The sequence below is a fragment of the Amycolatopsis sp. NPDC114484 genome (assembly GCF_055633755.1).
On sequence record NZ_JBVKDQ010000008.1, the window covers coordinates 214,111 to 233,984 of the forward strand.

The window sequence follows — 19,874 nt, forward strand, 5'->3', positions numbered from 1 at the left end:
GTCAGCGCAGAGCGGCGACGTTCGGGCCGCGTTGTTCCAGCAGCACCGGGCCCAGAGCGGTGAGGCGGACTGGGCCGCTGTAGGTGCCGCGGTCGACGCCGACTGTGCGTAGCGTTGCGCCGTTCGTTTCGTTCAGCACGGCCAGACCGCCGCGGATCGGGACCACCAGCTGGGTCGCGAAGGTGATTCCCGGGCCGAGCGTGCCGTCCAGGGTCCAGCGGGGCGAGAGGTCGTCTCGGGACAGGGCGACGGTTTTTGAGCCGGTGTACCAATACATCCCGGCCGCGGTGCGGGTTGTCGCTTCGGTGCCGCCGACCGGATCGGTCGCGACGTCCGAAGCGGGGAGATCCATGGGGTAGGCGGCTTTTTGCGAACCGTCCGCGCCGTAGACGACGTACAGCTTCTGGTCCGGCAGCAGGACGCCGGTGAGGTCGCCCGACATCGCGATCACCCGGGCCCTCTTGCCTGCCAGCAGGGCGGTGTAGGTGACCTTCGGTTCGTCCTCGTGCTCGGCGGTCGCCTTGTAGACGGTCAGCCGATCCGTACGGTCGCCGGGGCAGCGTTCGATCACGCCGATTTTGTCGGTGGCCGCTGCTACGGTTCCGTAAGTGCAGTTGGGGCGCGGTTGCTTGTTCGCATTTTGCAGGAACGGGACTTTGCCGTACTCCATGCTCTTCACGAGATCGTCGCGCCACGTGTCGAGGAGATGTTTGCCGGTGGTCGTGACGTGGCTGCCGTCGCTGACCAGGCGGGTGCCCAGTTCGGCGTCGCCGTTGCGCTGCGCGGTGATGCGGCCGGTGGCGGGGTCGAGCTGAGTGACCTCGCTGCAGCCCATTGTCTTGTGGTACACGGCGTTCACCCGGCCCCAGGCGGCGTCCACAGTGCACAGTCGCAGGTTTTCGCGGGTGTAGTGCCAGCGGATCTGCCCGGTGAGCGGATCGCGACCGGCGACCTCGCTGCCGTCCGCGGTGGTGACGGTGTCGGACTGTCCGATCGGGACGGGGGTCGCGGAACTCGGGGCCTGCCACAGCTGCGTCATCGACCCCGGCACAGCGGTCGGCGGCGTGGGGAGCGCATGTGGCGGCTCTGCCAGGGCGCGGCTGGTGTGGAGGTTGTCGCTCGTGCCGGCGACGATCGCGGCGACCACTGCGACCACGACGACGATCGCCCCCGCGATCACCCGGTCCCGCCCTCGATTCCACGGCGAACGGCGGGCTTTCCCCGGCGGCGCAACGGGATCCGCGGAGGACCGGCGGGGGAGGAGGTTTTCGGAACCGTAGGGCTCGGCGGGGGTGCTGGTGACCCCGGCGTCGGCGACGCGCGCGATGGGGCCGGTTTGCTCCTCGGGAGTGACCGGCGGGATCTCGGCGCTGGTGCTCGCGTGCCGGGGAGCCGACGTGGGGGGCTCGGCGGAAGTCTTTTCGGCGGCTGGGGTGCCGGGGGCCGCTGCCTGCGAGCCGGGAACGGCCGGGTCAGCGGTGGAAGCGTTTCCGACAGCGCTGCCCGGAGCTGGCACAGCGGGGCCAGCAGCGGCCTCGTGCGGCTCGGGGGAAGTCGCATCAGGCTGGCTGCCGGGGGGCGGCGAGGCGGGGGGAGCGGGTTCGGGGGATGTCGCGTCAGCTTGGCTGTCGGGGGTCAGCTGAGCTGGGTTCGCGGCGGGGGAAGCAGGTTTGGCGGAAGCCTTCTCGGCAGGGCTGTCGGGGGTCAGCGAGGCGAGGGGGGCAGGCTCGGGGGAAGTCGCGTCAGCTTGGCTGTCGGAGGTCAGCGGTGCTGGGTTCGCGACGGGGGGAGCCGGTTCGGCGGAAGCCTTCTCCGTCGATCCGCCGGGAGCCCGCAGCCCGGCGTCGGTCGCCGACGGGGCCGCATCCCGGTCCGCAGGCATCGTTCCGGTCGGCGAAACCGGCTCGTCCCCGGCACCAGCTGCCGAAACAGCCGGTCCCGAGCCAGCACCCTCATCCGAGACGGGCGCCCCGGCCGGAATATCCGGCCGGGGGCGTTCGTCGGGATTCGCGGGAGTGCCCGCTACGTTCGATCCGGGTTCGGGGGGCGTTTCGTCGGTGCCGTTCCCGTGGTCGTTCACGTAACTGACTCCCCGGTGTGTCGCTCAGTCTGCCGACGCAGGTGTATCAGATGCGGACGGACGGCGGCGACGGCGGCGGCGTGCCGGGCGGTCTCCGGTCTCGCCGGAGTCGGACGTCGTCGCGGGGGTGGCGTTGCCGGCGGAGGTCGCCGGGCCGGTCGCGTCGGCTCCCGAGCGGGTGCGGCGGCGGGTCCGGGGGCGCTCTTCCTGCTGGTCCGAACCGGACGAAGCCGGGGCGGCGGCGTCAGCGGCTTCGATGGCGGCGGCCGAGCGGGCGCCACCGCGGGTCCGCTTGCGCGGGGCCCGGTTGCGCTTGCGCGGGGCTTCTTCCTCCGCCGCCGAAGAAGCCGAAGAGTCCGAAGAGGAAGGTCCGGAAGAGCCGCGACGGCCTCGGCGCTTGCCGCCCAGGTCTTCTTCCTTCTCGGCGGACAGACCGGCCCGCGTGCGCTTCGACAGCGGCAGGCGGCCCTTCGTGCCCTCCGGGATGCCCAGGTCGCTGTACAGGTGCGACGACGACGAGTACGTCTCCGCCGGCTCTGCCAGGTCGAGGTTCAGCGTGTCGGAGATCAGCTTCCAGCGCGGCATCTCGTCCCAGTCGACGAGGGTGATCGCGACGCCCGTGCGGCCCGCGCGACCGGTGCGGCCGATGCGGTGCACGTAGGTCTTCTCGTCGTCCGGGCACTGGTAGTTGATCACGTGCGTGACGTCGTCGATGTCGATGCCCCGCGCCGCGACGTCGGTGGCAACCAGCACGTCGACCTTGCCCGAGCGGAACGCGCGCAGCGCCTGCTCGCGCGCGCCCTGGCCGAGGTCGCCGTGCACCGCGGCGGCCGCGAAACCGCGTTCCACCAGGTCGTCGGCCACTTTCTGGGCGGTGCGCTTGGTGCGGCTGAAGATCATCGTGAGCCCGCGGGCCTCGGCCTGCAGCGCCCGCGCGATCAGTTCCATCTTGTCCATCGAGTGCGCCCGGTAGACGAACTGCGCGGTGCGCTCGTGGATCGCGCCCGCGTCGTTCTCCTCGGCACGGATGTGCGTGGGCTGGCTCAGGAACGTCCGAGCGAGCGTGATGATCGGGCCCGGCATCGTGGCGGAGAACAGCATGGTCTGCCGCTCGTCCGGCACCATCCGCAGGATTCGTTCGATGTCCGGCAGGAAGCCGAGGTCCAGCATCTCGTCGGCCTCGTCGAGGACGAGCCCGCGGATCTTGCCGAGCACCAGGTGCTGCTGCTCGGCCAGGTCGAGGAGCCGGCCAGGAGTGCCGATGACGACGTCGACGCCCTTGCGCAGCGCCTCGATCTGCGACTCGTACGGCCGTCCGCCGTAAATCGCCAGCGTGCGGATGCCCAGGTGCTTCCCGGCGCCCTTGAGGTCGTTCGCGACCTGGACGCACAGCTCGCGCGTGGGCACCACGACCAGCACCTGCGGGGTGCCGTCGCCGGGCACCTCGACGCGGTGCAGCAGCGGCACGCCGAAGCCGAGCGTCTTGCCCATGCCGGTGCGGGCCTGGCCGATGAGGTCGTCGCCGGCCATGGCCAGCGGCAGGGTGAGCGCCTGGATGGCGAACGTGTGCTCGATGCCCGCTTCGGCGAGCGCTTTGACGATTTCCGGCTTCACACCGAAGGACTCGAACGTCGGCGCCTCTTCGGTCACCGGGGCACCGGCCTGAAGCGGGTGCGACGTGTCCAGCGCGGCCGGTCCGTTCTCACTGTGCTCGAGGGCGACAGCGGCGGTGGCCTGCGCGGTTTCGGTCTGTTCGGTTGTGGACTGTTCTGCGGTCAGGGTGATCGCCTCTCTCGTGACCAGCGCGCACAGGCCGGGTTGTCACTCGACACTCGACCGGGGGCCTGACTCGCACCTGCGCCTCGACTGAGGAGGCCAGTGGTGTCGGAGCCGCCCTCCCGGGAATGCCGCTAGGAGGCGTGCACGCACACTTGCGGCGAACCCCGGTCGCCCTGGTGGCACCGGCCGCTCGCCTGGTTCCCGCCGCTCCAGGGACCCCTCGAAAAAGGGCGGTCCGGCACGGCGAAGCTCTGTTTATCCGACCCCACTGTACCTGGTCAGGTGTTTTCCAGGGAATACCGGGCGCGGCGGCGCGGCGTGGGATCGGTCTCTTCACGGCGCGGGCCTGTGGTTCGGCGATACCCTCGTCGCCGTGACCGACCCCGTCGAAGCCAGGCCCGCAGTGTCCGCATCCTCTTCCCCCGCGATCAGCGAAGGCGTCGTCGATCTGCTCGGCGTGATCGCCTACCTGGAGCTGTCCGCGTTCGACCGGATGGCCGAGGACGCCCGCAGCGCGCCGACGCTCGCCGGGCGCGCCGCGCTCGCCTCGATGGCCGCCGCGGAGATCGGGCACCTCGATCTGCTTTCGAAGCATCTGGCCGCGAACGGCGTCGCGGTCGAGGACGCGATGGCGCCTTTCGTGTCGCAAGTGGACGCGTGGCACGGCTCCACCCGGCCCAAATCGTGGCTGGAATCGCTGGTCAAGGCGTATGTCGGGGACGGGCTCGCGGCCGACCTCTACCGCGAGATCGCGAACTGGCTCGACCCCGAGACCAAGGAGCTGGTACTCACCGTGCTCGCCGACACCGGGCATTCGGCGTTCGCCGAGCGCGAAGTCGCGGCCGGGATCAAGGCCGATCCGAAGGCCCGCGACAAGCTCGCGCTGTGGGGGCGGCGGTTGCTCGGCGAGGCCCTCACCCAGGCGCAGTACGTGGTGGCCGAACGCGACGGCCTGGCCGAACTGATCGTCGCCGGGTCCGGCGATCTCGCGGGAATCGGCGCGCTGTTCCGCCGGTTGCAGCAAGGGCACACCAAACGCATGCAGGCGCTGGGGCTGGGCTGAGCGGGTGGTCGCGAATCACCCGCTGGTCGCACGCCACCGGGGCGGCCCGCTTCGGTTAGCCTTGCCGGGCGTAGTCACAACGAGTTTTCAGCGGAGGTCCCACGTGGAGGTCAAGATCGGCATCAAGGACACGCCGCGCGAGCTGGTGGTGTCCAGTGGCCAGACTCCCGAAGAGGTGGAGAAGCTGGTCGCCGAGGCGCTGACGGCCGGTGACGGGCTCTTCCGCCTCAACGACGAGAAGGGCCGCAAGTACCTGGTCCCGTCCGACCGCATCGCGTACGTCGAGATCGCCCCGTCCGACGTCCGCAAGGTCGGGTTCGGCGTCGGCGACTGAGCCCAGCAGTACGCGAAAGGCCGCTCCGGAGATCGCTTCCGGAGCGGCCTTCTCGCGTTGTGCGGCCTGGTCAGGCGGTGGCTTCTTCGACCTCGGCGAGGGTTTTCGGGACGGAGAACGGCGGAGTGGACGTGCCGGTGAGCCGGTAGCGGCCCCACGGGTCCGGGTCGGACAGCTCGCCCTCGGAGGTGTGCTCGGCGATCCGCACTTCGCACGCCTTCTTGCGCCCGCCGACCGTCTCGGCCAGCTTCGGGTCCGCGGCGACACGGCCGTACCAGTGGTAGTAACCGTCGATCGGCTGGAAATAGCCGCGCAGATCGACGTCCGCGGTGATCTCCGTGCCGTCGACGACCAGCGTCGCCGAGCCCGTGTAGCCGTCTTCGTCGCTCATCCGGGGTCCTCTCGTCAGCCTGCGTCGCTATCGGCGTCCGCGGTGTCGTTCTCGGTGCGTCCGAGCTGGACGACCTTGTTCTCCTCGAGCGGCAGGTTCGGGTCGATCACCACGCCTTGCTGGCGGGTGAGCCCGTCGATCGCCGCCCAGATGATCTGGGTGAGGTACTCGACCACCGAATCGCGGCCCATCGAACGCCGGTCCAGCCACCATTCGCCGGTGCTCTGGACCATGCCGACGATCCCGTGCGCCCACGGTTCGGCCGCGCCGGAGTCCATGTTGAACATCCGCATGTAGTCGCCGAGCAACGCGGTCAGCGCGGTCGCGATGACCTCCTTGTCCTCCGCGACCACGTCCGAATCGGTGGTTTTGCCCGGCAGCCCGCCGTGTGCCAGCAAGCGGTACAGGTTCGGATGTTCTTCGATGACGCCGAAGAACGCGTCGAGCGCCATCCGGATCCGCGGCACCGGCGCGAGTTCCGCGTTGATCGCCGGGATCAGCCGTTCGAAAAGGATCTCCGTGCCGCGCTGGCCGAGTGCGACGTACAGGTCGGCCTTGTCCTCGAAATGCCGGTACAGCACGGGTTTCGTGACGCCGGCTTCCGCCGCGACGTCCTCCATGCCGAGGTCTGGACCGTGCGCGTCGAGCGCGCGCAGAGCGGCTTCGACGAATTCCGCGCGGCGCGCGATGCGGTGCTTGCGCCAGCGATCGCGGCGGGCGTCACCGGTTCCCGCGGTGTCTTTCCCGGTGTCGGCCGCCTGCTTGCCGGACTGCTTGCTGGAGCGCTTGACACGTTCGATCACGGCGGTCATGCTACCAGAGGTAACTGTTACCACGGGTTACATGTTCTGGAGCACAGAGCCCGTGGCGGCAGCGGGACGCGGCTTCTCGATTCAACGGCGAGTCAGGCGCTGGAAGGGGCTGATGATGACGCGGACGCTCAAGGTGACCGACCGGGAAGCGACGGCACAGCGGTTGCTGAAGTCGGCGGCGAACAAGTTCTACGATCCGGACGTCGACATCGACTGGGACGCGCCGCTGGTCGAGGGCAAGCGGTACATCCTGCCGGAGCGCTCGTCGCTCTACGGCACTCCGCTGTGGGACCGGCTGAGCCCGGAGCAGCGGATCGAGCTGGGCAAACACGAGATGGCCAGCATCGCGACCACCGGACTGTGGTTCGAGATCCTCCTGATGCAGATGCTGCTCAAGGAGGTCTACGCACAGGACCCGACCACGGCGCACGCGCAGTTCGCGCTCACCGAGATCGCCGACGAATGCCGGCACTCCACGATGTTCGCGAGGATGTCCGCGCGGATCGGCTGCCCGACCTACGGTCCGGTGCCGGTGCTGCGCCGGTTCGCGAAGCTGATGCCGACCATTTCCTACGGCCCGGCGCGCTACGGCGCGATCCTGGTCGCCGAGGAGGTGCTCGACCGGCTGCAGCGCGAGCAGATGAACGACGAGGAGATCCAGCCGCTGGTCCGGATGGTGAACCGGATCCACGTGCTGGAGGAGGCGCGGCACGTCACCTTCGCCCGCGAGGAAGTCACTCGCGGCATGGCGAAACTCGGCCGCGCGGAGGTCGCCTACCAGCAGTTCAGCATCGCGCTGATCTCGTACTTCGTCACGCGGGCGTTCATCAACCCGAACGTCTACAAGGCGGTCGGGATCCGGCCGCGCGAGGGCGTCGAGACGGCGCTGAACAACCCGCACTGGCGCGCGACGATCGCGTGGGCGGGGGAGAAGATCATGCCGTTCCTGCAGGAGTCCGGTCTGGTCGGGTTGCCAGGGAAACCGTTCTGGCGCAAGTCTTTCCTGCTTCCGGAGGGCAAGTGACTACCGCCGACGTACTTTTTCCCGCGGAGGCGAAATGACTACCGTCGAAAGGCTGCGGAATCCGGCCCGTGAACACCGGTTCGTCACCAGTGACGGCTGTGCGCTGCACGTCGAGATGAGCGGCCCGGCCGACGCCGCGGTGACGCTCGTGCTGGTGCACGGCTGGACGCAGGACCACCGCACATGGGACGCCGTCGTCGACCATCTCGGCCCTGGCGTCCGGACGCTGCGCTACGACCTGCGCGGGCACGGCGGTTCCGCCGCCGCCACCAAGGAAACCGGGACGATTCCGCAGCTGGCCGACGATCTGGCCGAGCTGATCGCCGCTCGCGTGCCGTCGGGTCCGCTGGTGCTCGCCGGGCATTCGATGGGCGGCATGACCATGATGGCGCTGGCCGAACGGCATCCCGAACTGGTCCGCGACCGGGTCGTCGGTGCGGCGTTCGTGGCGACGTCGTCGGGGCAGATGGACCGGATCACGTTGGGACTGCCCGGAATGGCGGGCCAGTTCTCCGCGCGGTTCGAGCGTCGGCTGGCGAAAGCGTTGTCGCATCGCAAAGGCGAGCGGCTGCCGTTGAGCCCGGCGATGGTGCGTTCGGGCGCGCGGTTCCTCGTTTTCGGCGACCACCCGCGCCGCGCGGACCTTCGGCTCGTGGCGGATCAGCTGTTGTGCGCGCATCCGGCGAGCCTCGGCGCGTTCCAGGACGCGATTTCGACGCACGACTGCCGCGTCGCGCTGGCGGCCTTGCGCGGTACCCCGTCCGTGGTGCTGGCGGGGGAGAAGGACCGGCTTTGTCCGCTTCCGCACGCGAAAGTGATCGCGGACGAGCTGCCGGACGCGGAGTTTGTCCGTTTCCCCGGTGCTGGGCACATGCTGCCGCAGGAGCGGGCGGGCGAGGTCGCGGTGCGAATCGGGGCCTTGCTGCGGGTTTCGTGACCGTGCGCGTTCGCGCTCGTACCTGACTGTCGGCTGTTCCCGGCCGCCCGGCGCTGTCACGCTGGGTGGTTGGGATGTCGCCGACGGAACAGGACGGGCATGGGCCAGCCGCTGAGCGCGCACGTCAACCGGAGCCTGATGGCGATTTCCCGGCGGGCGGAGAGCGTGGACCGGCATACGCTTGCCAAAACCTTCGTGGTGGCCGGGTCGTTCTCGGCGATGCTGCATTCCGCGGACCATCAGATCCTTTACGGCCGCCGCGGCACCGGCAAAACGCACGCCCTGCTGTACCTGGCCGATCTGGTCGAAGAAACCCACGACGTCGCGGTGTACCTGGATCTGCGCACGATCGGTTCCACCAGCGGCCTTTACGCGAATCAGCAGCTGCCGGTGCCGCTTCGGGGCACTCAGCTGCTGGTCGACACGCTGGAAGCGGTGCACGAACAGCTGCTGACCACGGCGATCGAGACCAGGGTTTCCCACCAGGAAGACCTGCTGCAGGGCTTGGACGAGCTGACCGAGGCGGCGACGACGGTCGAGGTCGTCGGCAATGTCGAGCGGGAGACGACCGTCGGGGGCTCCGCGGAGCAGGCGACCGGTGCCGGGGCGTCGGCGTCCTGGGGGCCGGGCGGTCCGCGTGGTGAAGTGAAGATATCCGGCAGCAGCCGTCATTCAGTCACCGCGTCAGATCGCTTGCGGCGCACCGGGATCGAGTATCACCAGGTCATTTTCGGGCCGCTCAGCCGGGCGCTGGCGCGGATCACGGCCGCGCTGGCTCCGGCCCGGCTGTGGCTGTTGCTGGACGAGTGGAGTTCGATTCCCCTTGAACTGCAACCGTTGCTGGCGGATCTGCTGCGCCGGAGCGTGCTCCCGACGCGCGGGGCGACGGTCAAGATCGCGGCGATGGAACGCCGGTCGCGGTTCCGCGAACCGGGCTGCGAAGGCGATTACGTCGGCATCGAGGTCGGCGCGGACGCGGCCTCCGCGGTCAGCTTCGACGACGTGCTCCTGTTCGACCACGGGCGAAGCCAGTCGAGACAGTTTTTCGCCGAACTCTTCCTCAATCACGTACGACCGCGGATGCCGGTGACCGACGACCCCGCGGAATTCGTGGCCACCGCGTTCAGCCGGACCGCTTTTCCCGAACTCGTGCACGCGGCCGAGGGCGTGCCCCGGGACGCGATCAACATCGCCGCGCTGGCCGCGCAGCACGCGAACACGGCGACCATCGGGATCCGGCACGTCCGGCAGGCCGCACAGGATTGGTATCTGCGCGACAAATACGCCGCCATCGACGGGAACGAACCGGCCTTGACGACGCTTCGGTGGCTCGTCGACGAGGTGGTGGGCCGTCGCCGTTCCCGGACTTTCCTGCTCGAACACTCCGGTGGCGCGCACGATCCGGCCATGCGCGATCTGTACGACGCCCGGCTCGTTCACCTGGTACGGCGCGGCATCGTCAGCCGAAAGCGGCCGGGAACGCTCTACGACGGATTCGCCATCGACTACGGCTGCTACGTCGCTTTGTTGTCTGACGGGGAACAACCGTCCAGGCGAAGCAAATCCGACGCCTGGCTGATCGATCCGTGTGGCGCGCTGCCGGACCATCTCGAGCAGCTGCTGGTCGAACTGCCCGGAGCGGCGAGATCGGTGCCACGCCAGCGAAAACCGCGCGAGTGAGCTAGCGAAGTCGTTCGAGGGCGGCGACGGTGGCCGGGACGTCTTCCCAGATCGGGGAGTGCCCGGTCTCGACGGTGACGAGTTCGCTGTCCGGCAGGTGGTCGACGAGGTGCTGGGCGTCGGCGAGAGTGCGGGCCTGATCGCGGATTCCGTGCAGCACCGTGACCGGACAGCGGATCGACGCCAGTCGCGGCGTGAGGTCCAGATCCCGTTGGCTCGTCAAGACTTCCAGCGCGGCTTCGGCCGGGACCCGGGCGGCGTAGCCGAGCAGTTCGGCGCGCAGGTCCGGCGGCAACGGGACGGCGAAGGACCGGTCGAGTACGCCCGCGTGCAGGTCGGGACCCCAGGCGGAGGCGATCGTGGCGAGGATCCGGTCGACGTCGCCGTGGCCGCGCATGTGCGCGCCGGTGTTCGCGAGCAGCAACGCGGACACCAGGTCCGGCCGGGTGGCCGCGACGAAAGCCGCGATACAGCCGCCAGTGGAGTGCCCGATCAGTGTGACCGGGCCGCCGTGCTGCTCGATCCGGTCAGCGACTCGTGCCGCGACGTCTTCGATCCGCCACGGACCAGGTGCGGTCATCCAGTCGACCGCGTCCAGCTCGTCGGGCAGCGCGGCCGCCAGTGGTGCGTAGATCCGCGGGCTGCACAGCGTGCCGGGCACCGCGACTACGCGCACGGAGTCAGTTGTCCTTGAGCGGGAACCCGCCGCCGATGCCGCGCCACGCGAGGTTCGCGGTCAGCGCCACCGCGTCCTCGCGGCTCATCGACTGGTTGTGCTGCAGCCAGTAGCGGGCGCTCACCTGGCTCATCCCGACCAGCCCGACGGCCAGCAGGCGGGCCTTCTCCTCGTCCAGCCCGGCGTCGGAGGTGATCGTCTCGGTGATGGCCTCGACGCTGGCCGAGGTCGCGCGGTCGACCGCCTCCTGCACAGCGGGCTCGCCGCGCAGGTCGGATTCGAAGACCATGCGGAACGCGCCGGCGTCGTTGTTCACGAAGTCGAAGAACGCGCCGACCGTGGCCGGGACGCGCTGCCGGTTGTCGCTGGTGGAGTTCAACGCGCCCTGCACCCGGCCGACGAGGTCGTCGACGTGGCTTTCCAGCAGCGCGATGTACAGGTCGAGCTTGCCGGGGAAGTGCTGGTAGAGCACCGGCTTGCTGACACCGGCCTCCTCGGCGATCTCGTCCATCGCCGCCGCGTGGTAGCCGTGCTCGGCGAAGACGCGCTGCGCGGCAGTCAGCAACTGGGCCCGGCGCTCGGTCCTGGGCAACCGGACGCCTCGTTGCAGTCGCGCCATCTCCGTCATTCTTCCTCCGTCCGCAGCCTTCGCCGGGCGGGTTCACCACCTCGTGAAGTGAACCTGACATTACTCGTGGGTACGCCCGAAATGCCAAGGGTCAGGCATCCTGGACTCGTGACGACCACGACCTCCCGCCCCACGGCCGCGGCGGCGGTCCGCCCGCCGGTGACCCAGGTGCCATTGTCGACTACGCCCCTTCCGCCGCTCGACGGGGCGCTGCCTGCCTGGCCGGGAACGGTCGAAGACGGCCTGCACATCCGGCACACGCCCGGCCCGGACGGGACGCCCGCGGTGTACGTGCACGGGCTCGGCGGATCGTCGACGAACTGGACCGACCTCGCCGCGCTGCTCGCCCCGACCGCTTCCGGACAGGCCGTTGACCTGCCCGGATTCGGCTATTCGGAACCGGCGGAAGGGTTCGCCTTCGGGCTCGACGACCACGCCGAGGTCATCGCGAACAGGCTGGAGCGGCTGGGCGAACCGGTGCATCTGCTCGGCAACTCGATGGGCGGCGCGATCTCGCTGCTGCTCGCGGCGCGACGGCCGGAGCTGGTGAGAACTCTCACCCTGATCTCCCCGGCGATGCCGGACCGCCGCCCGGACCCGCGCCGGCTGTCCGATCCGCTGATGGCGCTGGCCTACCTCCCGGTAGTCGGGGCGCGGGTGCGTCGCCGGATGGCCGGGATGACCGCTCGCGAACGAGCCGCGCAGGTCATCAAGCTGTGCTTCCACGATCCGTCGCGGTTCCCGGACGCCCGGCTGGACGAACTGGTCGAGGAACACGCCGCGCGCGCCGGCTTTCCGTGGGCGCTGGCCGCGATGGAACGCAGCACGTTCGGCATCTTCCGGCGCTGGACCGCGCTCGGCGCCGCGTCGCTGTGGTCGGTCGCCAAACAGGTCCAGGCTCCGACGCTGGTGGTTTGGGGACTCCACGACCGGGTGATCTCGGTCAAGCGCGCGCCGCGGACCGCGCAGACGATTCCGCACGCCCGGATGCTGGTCCTCCCGCGCACCGGGCATGTCGCGCAGATGGAACGTCCGCAGGTGGTCGCGCGGGCCGTGCTCGGTCTGTGGGAGGGCGCGGACACCGGCTCCTGGTAGCCCGAACGGGGGACCGCGGATCGCCGGGGAGCCCGCCAGTCGCTGCCGAGAAGGTCGCCGCCGTGTGGCACCCTGGATCGGTGGACCGGCTGAAGCAGGACGCGCGAGCGAAAGACCGGCGGGGCCCGACCGCCGGGTCGGCCCGGCGTTCCGGGTCTTCGGCGTCTTCCGGTTCTTCCGGTTCCGGCGATCCGGAGTCCGATTCGCCGCGCGTCGGCCAGTACCGGCCCGCGCGCAAGCCCGCCCAGCGCGTGGGCGAGGACCGGTACCGGCCGGGCGGACGCCGTACCAGCGCGGAGCCGCTCGCCGCCGCCTGGAAACCCAAGGACGACGCCGAGAAGCGCCCGGCGTCGAAGAAGAAGCAGCAGTCGCCGTTCGGCCGGTTCGTGAAGACCTACGGCTGGCGCGTGTACGCGCTGCCGATCCTGGCCGTGATCACCGTGCTCGTCGCGGTCAACACCGCCTCCGGCCCGTCCGACGCCGGTACCGCGGCCAGCGGCGGCGAGGTCGCGTCCGGCGACTCGGCCTCGGGGGCGATCGACGGTGGCGGCGGCATCCCGGAGAACCCCGCGCAGCCGGTGAACCTCAACGTGCCCACCGCTGACCTGCCGTCCGGCGGCAATTTCACCCAGACCGGCAAGGGCACCTGGCACGTCGTGCAGGGGTCCGGCGACGTCGTGGGCAAGTCCGGGAAGCTCTACACCTACACCGTCGAGGTCGAGGACGGCATCGACCCGGCCAGCTACGCGGGCGACGACAGCTTCGGCACCGCGGTGCAGGGCATCTTGTCCGATCCGCGCAGCTGGACCTGGAACGGCGAGATCCGGTTGCAGCGGGTCGACGCGAGCTATCCGAATCCGAGTTTCCGGGTGAGCCTCACCACGCCGGACACCACGCACCGGCCGGACGCGTGCGGCTTCCAGATCAAATTCGAGGCCTCCTGTTACCGGCGCAGCATGGGCCGGGTGCTGATCAACCTGGCCCGCTGGTCGCGCGGCGCGAAGGTCTACGGCTCGGACATGACGGGGTACCGGCAGTACGCCATCAACCACGAGGTCGGGCACGCACTGGGCAACAACCACGTTGGCTGCCCCGGAAACGACCAGCCCGCGCCGGTGATGATGCAGCAGTCGTTCGGCGTGGCCGACGACTACGTCGCGATGCTCAACAACATCCCCGGCGGCGACAAGGGCAAGGTCGCCGCGGACCACCACGTGTGCAAGCCGAACGCGTGGCCGAACCCGACTCCGCCGGGCCAGTAACAACGTCCCACGATCTGAGAGCAGGGAAGTCTCCCTTGCGGGCGGGCGTTGAACATACTGGGATCGACTACGCGACCCGCGCGAGTATGGAGGACCCGATGTCAGACACGGCACTGCCGCCGCTCGTCGAGCCGGCAGCCGAGCTCACCAAGGAAGAGGTGGCCCGGTACAGCCGTCACCTGATCATCCCGGACGTCGGGGTGGTCGGGCAGAAGCGGCTGAAGAACGCGAAGGTCCTGGTCATCGGTGCGGGCGGCCTCGGAAGCCCGGCGCTGCTGTACCTGGCGGCGGCCGGCGTGGGCACGCTCGGCATCATCGACTTCGACGTCGTCGACGAATCCAACCTGCAGCGCCAGGTGATCCACGGCCAGTCCGACCTCGGCAAGCTCAAGGCCGCGTCGGCGCAGGAATCGATCGCCGAGATCAACCCGCTGGTCAAGGTGCACCTGCACACCGAGCGCCTCGAATCGGCGAACGCGCTGGAGATCTTCGGCCAGTACGACCTGATCGTCGACGGCACCGACAACTTCGCCACGCGCTACCTGGTGAACGACGCCGCGGTGCTGCTCGGCAAGCCGTACGTGTGGGGTTCGATCTTCCGGTTCGAAGGCCAGGTGAGCGTCTTCTGGGAGGACGCCCCGAACGGCAAGGGTCTCAACTACCGGGATCTCTACCCCGAGCCGCCGCCCCCCGGCATGGTCCCGTCCTGCTCCGAAGGCGGAGTCCTGGGCGTGCTGTGCGCGTCGATCGGCTCGATCATGGTGACCGAGGCGATCAAGCTCATCACCGGCATCGGAGAACCGCTGCTCGGGCGGTTGATCTCCTATGACGCGCTGGAGATGAAGTACCGCGAGGTCAAGATCCGCAAGGACCCGGAGACCCCGAAGATCACCGAACTGATCGACTACGAAGCCTTCTGCGGCGTCGTATCGGACGAGGCCGCCTCGGCAGCCTCCGGCAGCACCCTGACTCCGGCGGAACTCAAGGCCAAGTTCGACGCGGGCGAGGACTTCGCCCTGATCGACGTCCGCGAGCCGCACGAGTACGAGATCGTCAACATCAAGGGCGCCACGCTGATCCCGAAGGACCGGATCCTGTCGGGCGAAGCGCTGGCGGAACTGCCGCAAGACAAGCCGATCGTCCTGCACTGCAAGTCCGGCGCCCGTTCGGCAGAGGCACTGGCCGCCCTGCACGCGGCAGGTTTCAAGGACGCCACCCACCTGGGCGGCGGAGTCCTGGCCTGGGCAAGGCAGATCGACCCAAGCCTGCCGACTTACTGACCCGGTCCCGAAACTTCCGGCTTTCCAACGGCAATGCTCCGTGAGGGGAACCCTGAGGGACTCTGATTCCCTCAGGGTTCCCCTCACGACCAGCGCAAGTCCGCGAGGGACGCGCCCCAACGTGGCATTAGGCGCGTGAGATGCACCGAACGCCACATTGGAGCGCTAGCCCACTCACGAAACCGCCACCAACGCACCCAACGAATCCACGCACCCACACCACCCCCGCACCCCGATACGAAGCCAAAATGCGGTCTGAGGGTGCTTGTCAAGGCATCTTTCCCGCCTTGACAAGCACCCTCAGACCGTCATCGCAATCAAGCTTCGGGGTGCCCCACGCAACACCGCAGCAATGTCGCCGCCAGGCGACGAGCCGTAGCCCAAGAAACGAGACCCCGCCCATGACCAGCGAGTCTCCCCAATAACCCCACCCACCCCGGGGTAACCTCCCCCTTTGTGCGGTCAACCCTCGAACGTCCCTCCGAACGCGTCTGCTCCGCGTTCGGCAGCGACGCCGACGCCATCACCCTCCTCCCGGACTCCGAAACCTGGCGCTGCAACGACGTGGTCTTCAAACGCGTCGAAGACCGCTCCCAAGCCCTATGGACCGCCCGAGCCCTGGACTTCGCCGACGACCCAGGCCTCCGCATCGCCAAACCAGTCCGCTCAAGAGACGGCCGCTGGATAGTCGGAGACTGGTCAGCCTGGCGCTACCTCCCCGGCACCACCGAACACCGCTGTGACGAAGCGGTCCTCGCCGCAGTCCGCCTGCACCGAGCCACCGCGGCCCTGCCCCGCCCGGACTTCCTCTCCTCCCGCGACGACCGAGATGCGATAGCCGACCGAATCGCCTGGGAAGAACAAGACCGCCCCCTTCCCGAGGAAAAAGGCGGCCGCTGGTTCGAAATCCTCGCCCCAGCCCGCCGTCCGATCAAACTCCCGCACCAAGCAGCCCACGGCGAACTCCTCGCCGGCCTGCTCTTCGACGGCGACGCGGCCCCCGGCGTGGTCGACTTCGTCCCGTACTACCGCCCAGGCGAATGGGGTGCGGCGATCGCCGCGGTCGACTCGCTGATCTGGGGCGGAGCCACCGGCGCCCTCCTGGAACGCTGGGCGCACCTCCCGGAATGGCCCCAGCTCCTGCTGCGCGCCATCCTCTTCCGCCTGGCCTCGCACGCACTCGATCCGCGCTCCACCAACGCCGCTCTGGACGGCCTGCGCGCGGCGGCCCGCGAGGTCAGCGCGATCCTCTGACTCACTGCGCGCCCTCGGCGTGACGGCGGGCAATGTCAACTCCCCGAAACATTCCGGCACTTTGAGGTAACACGGCGTCCTTACCGTCGGGTCATCGCCGACCCGAGGAGCGCCTGTGCCGCACGTCGACACACATTGCCCGTACTGCGCCTTGCAGTGCGGGATGCGCCTGGCTGAGACCCGGGTCACCCCAAGGGATTTCCCGGTCAATGCGGGCGGCTTGTGCCAAAAAGGCTGGACAGCGGGTTCGCTGCTGGAATCCGGCGCACGACTGACCTCGCCGTTGCTTCGCCGGGACGGCGAACTGCAGCCGGTTTCCTGGGACGAGGCACTGGATTTCGTCGCGGCGCGGCTGCGAACCGCACGAGGGACACACGGCGCGGACTCGGTCGCGGTGTTCGGCGGGGGCGGTCTTACCAACGAAAAGGCTTACCTGCTCGGGAAATTCGCCCGGGTCGCGCTCGGAACTTCCCAAATCGACTACAACGGACGATTCTGCATGTCCTCCGCCGCCGCGGCCGGGATCCGCGCGTTCGGTGTCGACCGCGGACTTCCGTTCCCTGTCACTGATCTCGCGGGCGCGGACGTCGTCCTGCTCGCCGGAGCGAACCCGGCCGAGACGATGCCGCCGTTCATGCAGCACCTGGATAGCGCGGAACTGATCGTGATCGATCCGCGCCGTACTCCGACGGCCGAGCGCGCCGCCTTGCATCTCGCACCGGCACCAGGCACGGATCTCGCGCTGGCACTGGGAATTCTGCACGCGGTCGTCGCCGAGGGACACCTGGACAAGTCCTATGTGGATCTTCGGACGACTGGGTTCGATGAGATGTGGCGGATCGCCGCGACGTGGTGGCCGGAGCGAGCCGAGCGGGTGACCGGGGTCGCGGCCGCGGACCAGCGCCGGGCGGCGGAAATGCTGGCGCGGGCGGCCAACGCGTATGTACTGACCGGGCGCGGGACGGAGCAACACGCGTCCGGCACCGCGACCGTCGGCGGGTGGATCAATCTCGCGCTCGCGTTGGGATTGCCCGGCCGGGCCGGATCTGGGTTCGGTTGTCTGACCGGCCAGGGCAACGGCCAGGGCGGACGCGAGCACGGGCAGAAGGCGGATCAACTTCCGGGCTACCGCAAGATCGACGACCCGGCGGCGCGGGCGCACGTGGCCGGGGTTTGGGGCGTGCCAGCGGAAAGCCTGCCAGGGCCGGGCCGGTCGGCGGTCGAGTTGCTCGACGCGCTGGGGGATTCGATCAAGGCGTTGCTGGTTTTCGGAAGCAATCCGGTGGTGTCCGCACCCCGGTCGGCTCGCGTGCAGGACCGGTTGGCTGGGCTGGATCTTCTCGTGGTGGCGGACTTCGTCCTGTCGGAAACCGCGGAACTGGCTGACGTGGTTTTCCCGGTGCCGCAATGGGCCGAGGAGGAAGGCACGCTGACCAACCTCGAAGGCCGGGTCCTGCTGCGGCAGCAGTCGATCGAACCGCCGGACGGAGTACGCAGCGATCTGTCGCTCCTGAGGGAACTCGCAGTCCGAATTGGACAACCGGCCGAGAGGTTTCCCGACGACGCGGCGAAGGTCTTCGAGGAGTTGCGTGCCGCGTCGAAGGGCGGAGCTGCGGACTACTCCGGCGTGACCTATCAACGATTGCGGTCCGGGGAAGCGTTGCACTGGCCGGTTCTGGACGAGAAGCACCCAGGCACGCCGCGAATGTTTCTCGACGGATTCGCGCACCCGGACCGACGAGCCCGGTTCGCGGAAGTTGACCACAGTGGACCCGCCGAACTGCCCGACGAGACGTTTCCGTTGCAGGCCACGACCGGACGAGTCCTGCAGCATTACCAATCCGGTGCGCAGACTCGCCGGATCGCGGAGTTGACGGCGGTCGTGCCGGAGGTGTTCGTCGAGGTGCATCCGGACACCGCGGCACGGTCCGGGCTGGCCGACGGCGATCACGCGGTGGTGCGGTCGCGGCGCGGGGAGACGGTCGCGCGGGTCCGGTGCGTGCCGTCGATGCGGGCGGACCTCGTTTTCCTTCCGTTCCATTTTCCCGGTGCGGCGCGGGCGAATCTGGTGACCAACCCGGTGCTCGACCCGGTGAGCCGGATGCCGGAGTTCAAGGTGTGCGCGGTGTCGTTGGCGAGGGCGGAAGCATGAGCGCGCGGAACGTCGTCATCATCGGGTACGGGATGGCCGGGGCGCGACTCGCGGACGAGATCCGGCGGCGTGATCCGGAAGCGGACCGGGTACGGCTGACCGTGCTCGGCGAAGAGCCGCATCCGGCCTACAACCGGGTGCTTCTGTCCACCGTGGTCGCTGGTGGGATGAACCCGGAAACGGTGCGGCTGCACGATTCCGAGTGGGCGGAGCAGACGCGGGTCGACCTGCGGCTCGGAACACGGGTGACTCGAATCGATCTGGCACGACGAGTCGTCTGTACGGAAACCGAGGATTTTCCTTACGACGCTGTCGTTCTCGCGACCGGAGCCGCGCCCTGGCTGCCGCCGGTCGAAGGGCTCGAACTCGGGCCGGAGGTGGTGGCGTTCCGAACGCTGGACGACTGTGCGCGCATCGTGGACGCCGCACGTCCGGGCGCACCGGTCGCGGTGCTCGGCGGCGGGCTGCTCGGCTTGGAGGCCGCACGGGGGCTGGCGGGTCGCGGCGCGAACGTGACAGTGGTGCACCCGAAGCCGCATGTGCTGGAAAGGCAACTAGATTCCGGGGCCGGCCGAGTGCTGGCGCGCCGGTTGGCGGAGCTTGGCGTCACGTTCCGGTTCGAGGTGACCGCCGCTCGGCACCTTCCCGGTGACGGTCTCAAACTCGACGACGGCAGCTTCGTTCCCGCCGACCTCGTGGTCGTCGCGGCCGGGGTGCGCCCGGAGACGTCGCTCGCCGAAGCCGCCGGACTCGAAGTGGACCGCGGCATCCTGGTGGACGATCTGCTCCGGACCAGCGACGGCCGGATCCACGCGCTGGGCGACTGCGCACGCCACCCAGGCGCGCCAGCGGGATTGGTGCAACCCGCGTGGGAACAGGCGGCCGTGCTGGCGGACCTGCTCACCGGCGCGGACGCCACGGCGCGGTATCGCGGCACTCGCACGGTAACCCGGCTCAAAGCCCGCGACATCGATCTCGCCGCACTCGGCGAAACGCAAGTGACCAGCGAGGACGAGGCTGCCGAGGTCGTGACCTTCGACGATCCGTCCGGTGGGCGGTACGGCAAACTCGTCGTGCGCGGCGACCGAGTGACCGGCGCGATCCTGCTCGGCTTGCCGGACGCGGCGGCGACCGTGACGCAGCTGCACGACCGGGGCACGCCCGTCCCCGAAGATCGGCTCGCGGTTCTGCTCGGCCGCGCGTTGCCCGCGGGCGCGCCGACGGCGGCGAGTCCGGCCGATCTTCCTTCGTCCACAGTGATCTGCCGCTGCAACGCGGTGACCAAAGGCCGGCTGATCGAAGCCTGGCGGGGTGGCGCCACCGACGCTGCCGCACTCGCCCGCACTACCCGCGCCACCACGGGATGCGGCAGCTGCCGCGACACCGTCGGCGCGGTCGCGGACTGGCTGGCCGCGCAATGACCGCCC

17 protein-coding genes are annotated in these 19,874 nt (G+C 69.4%); 11 read left to right on the forward strand and 6 right to left on the reverse strand.

What is annotated here, in order from left to right; translation table 11 throughout:
• Window position 1: 1 nt before the first annotated feature.
• Window positions 2-1,327 (reverse strand): Rv3212 family protein, encoded by a 1,326-nt coding sequence (locus ACZ7SW_RS21695; protein WP_470232325.1) that lies wholly within the window; start codon window positions 1,325-1,327, stop codon window positions 2-4.
• A 777-nt stretch (window positions 1,328-2,104) separates the two neighbouring features.
• The gene (locus ACZ7SW_RS21700) at window positions 2,105-3,730 is read right to left on the reverse strand and encodes a DEAD/DEAH box helicase (protein ID WP_470232219.1); all 1,626 of its coding nucleotides are present in this window, start codon (window positions 3,728-3,730) and stop codon (window positions 2,105-2,107) included.
• 502 nt (window positions 3,731-4,232) lie between these two features.
• Between ACZ7SW_RS21700 and ACZ7SW_RS21705 the strand changes: the two genes are divergently transcribed.
• Together ACZ7SW_RS21705 and ACZ7SW_RS21710 are read left to right on the forward strand one after the other, a co-directional pair.
• Window positions 4,233-4,922, forward strand: coding sequence for a ferritin-like fold-containing protein (locus ACZ7SW_RS21705; protein WP_470232220.1), 690 nt, complete (start codon window positions 4,233-4,235; stop codon window positions 4,920-4,922).
• A gap of 103 nt (window positions 4,923-5,025) precedes the next feature.
• Entirely contained in the window at window positions 5,026-5,256 is a 231-nt protein-coding gene (locus tag ACZ7SW_RS21710) for a DUF3107 domain-containing protein (RefSeq protein WP_009072973.1), read from the forward strand.
• A gap of 70 nt (window positions 5,257-5,326) precedes the next feature.
• Here ACZ7SW_RS21710 and ACZ7SW_RS21715 read toward each other — a convergent pair whose 3' ends face one another.
• Together ACZ7SW_RS21715 and ACZ7SW_RS21720 are read right to left on the reverse strand one after the other, a co-directional pair.
• Window positions 5,327-5,647, reverse strand: a complete 321-nt coding sequence (locus ACZ7SW_RS21715; protein ID WP_470232221.1) for a DUF4873 domain-containing protein — start codon at window positions 5,645-5,647, stop codon at window positions 5,327-5,329.
• Window positions 5,648-5,661: 14 nt separating this feature from the next.
• On the reverse strand, window positions 5,662-6,459 hold the full coding sequence (locus ACZ7SW_RS21720; RefSeq protein ID WP_470232222.1) for a TetR/AcrR family transcriptional regulator: 798 nt from the start codon (window positions 6,457-6,459) through the stop codon (window positions 5,662-5,664).
• A gap of 115 nt (window positions 6,460-6,574) precedes the next feature.
• On the opposite strand from ACZ7SW_RS21720, the gene ACZ7SW_RS21725 reads away from it, so the two are divergent.
• From ACZ7SW_RS21725 to ACZ7SW_RS21735, 3 genes are all read left to right on the forward strand, one after another.
• A complete protein-coding gene (locus ACZ7SW_RS21725) occupies window positions 6,575-7,483 on the forward strand; it encodes an AurF N-oxygenase family protein (RefSeq protein WP_470232223.1) in 909 nt (302 codons plus the stop codon).
• Window positions 7,484-7,517: 34 nt separating this feature from the next.
• Complete coding sequence (locus ACZ7SW_RS21730; protein ID WP_470232224.1) at window positions 7,518-8,420, forward strand: alpha/beta fold hydrolase; 903 nt, start codon at window positions 7,518-7,520, stop codon at window positions 8,418-8,420.
• Window positions 8,421-8,519: 99 nt separating this feature from the next.
• Complete coding sequence (locus tag ACZ7SW_RS21735; RefSeq protein ID WP_470232225.1) at window positions 8,520-10,100, forward strand: ATP-binding protein; 1,581 nt, start codon at window positions 8,520-8,522, stop codon at window positions 10,098-10,100.
• A gap of 1 nt (window position 10,101) precedes the next feature.
• Here ACZ7SW_RS21735 and ACZ7SW_RS21740 read toward each other — a convergent pair whose 3' ends face one another.
• Both ACZ7SW_RS21740 and ACZ7SW_RS21745 read right to left on the reverse strand, forming a co-directional pair.
• The gene (locus ACZ7SW_RS21740) at window positions 10,102-10,776 is read right to left on the reverse strand and encodes an alpha/beta fold hydrolase (protein ID WP_470232226.1); all 675 of its coding nucleotides are present in this window, start codon (window positions 10,774-10,776) and stop codon (window positions 10,102-10,104) included.
• A gap of 4 nt (window positions 10,777-10,780) precedes the next feature.
• Window positions 10,781-11,404: a TetR/AcrR family transcriptional regulator gene (locus ACZ7SW_RS21745; protein WP_067585865.1), complete on the reverse strand. Its 624-nt coding sequence runs from the start codon at window positions 11,402-11,404 to the stop codon at window positions 10,781-10,783.
• Between the two features lie 108 nt (window positions 11,405-11,512).
• Between ACZ7SW_RS21745 and ACZ7SW_RS21750 the strand changes: the two genes are divergently transcribed.
• The 6 genes from ACZ7SW_RS21750 to ACZ7SW_RS21775 all read left to right on the forward strand — a co-directional run bounded on the left by ACZ7SW_RS21750 (window position 11,513) and on the right by ACZ7SW_RS21775 (window position 19,868).
• Complete coding sequence (locus tag ACZ7SW_RS21750; protein WP_470232227.1) at window positions 11,513-12,499, forward strand: alpha/beta fold hydrolase; 987 nt, start codon at window positions 11,513-11,515, stop codon at window positions 12,497-12,499.
• Between the two features lie 80 nt (window positions 12,500-12,579).
• A complete protein-coding gene (locus ACZ7SW_RS21755) occupies window positions 12,580-13,761 on the forward strand; it encodes a DUF3152 domain-containing protein (RefSeq protein WP_470232228.1) in 1,182 nt (393 codons plus the stop codon).
• Window positions 13,762-13,859: 98 nt separating this feature from the next.
• Window positions 13,860-15,041 carry an adenylyltransferase/sulfurtransferase MoeZ gene (moeZ, locus tag ACZ7SW_RS21760; protein ID WP_470232229.1) on the forward strand — a complete coding sequence of 394 codons (1,182 nt, stop codon included), beginning with the start codon at window positions 13,860-13,862 and terminating at the stop codon, window positions 15,039-15,041.
• 456 nt (window positions 15,042-15,497) lie between these two features.
• On the forward strand, window positions 15,498-16,295 hold the full coding sequence (locus ACZ7SW_RS21765) for a TIGR02569 family protein (RefSeq protein WP_470232230.1): 798 nt from the start codon (window positions 15,498-15,500) through the stop codon (window positions 16,293-16,295).
• A 115-nt stretch (window positions 16,296-16,410) separates the two neighbouring features.
• A complete protein-coding gene (locus ACZ7SW_RS21770; RefSeq protein ID WP_470232231.1) occupies window positions 16,411-18,447 on the forward strand; it encodes a molybdopterin oxidoreductase family protein in 2,037 nt (678 codons plus the stop codon).
• Window positions 18,444-19,868 (forward strand): FAD-dependent oxidoreductase, encoded by a 1,425-nt coding sequence (locus ACZ7SW_RS21775; RefSeq protein WP_470232232.1) that lies wholly within the window; start codon window positions 18,444-18,446, stop codon window positions 19,866-19,868. Before ACZ7SW_RS21770 ends, ACZ7SW_RS21775 begins: the two co-directional genes overlap by 4 nt.
• Window positions 19,869-19,874: the final 6 nt, after the last annotated feature.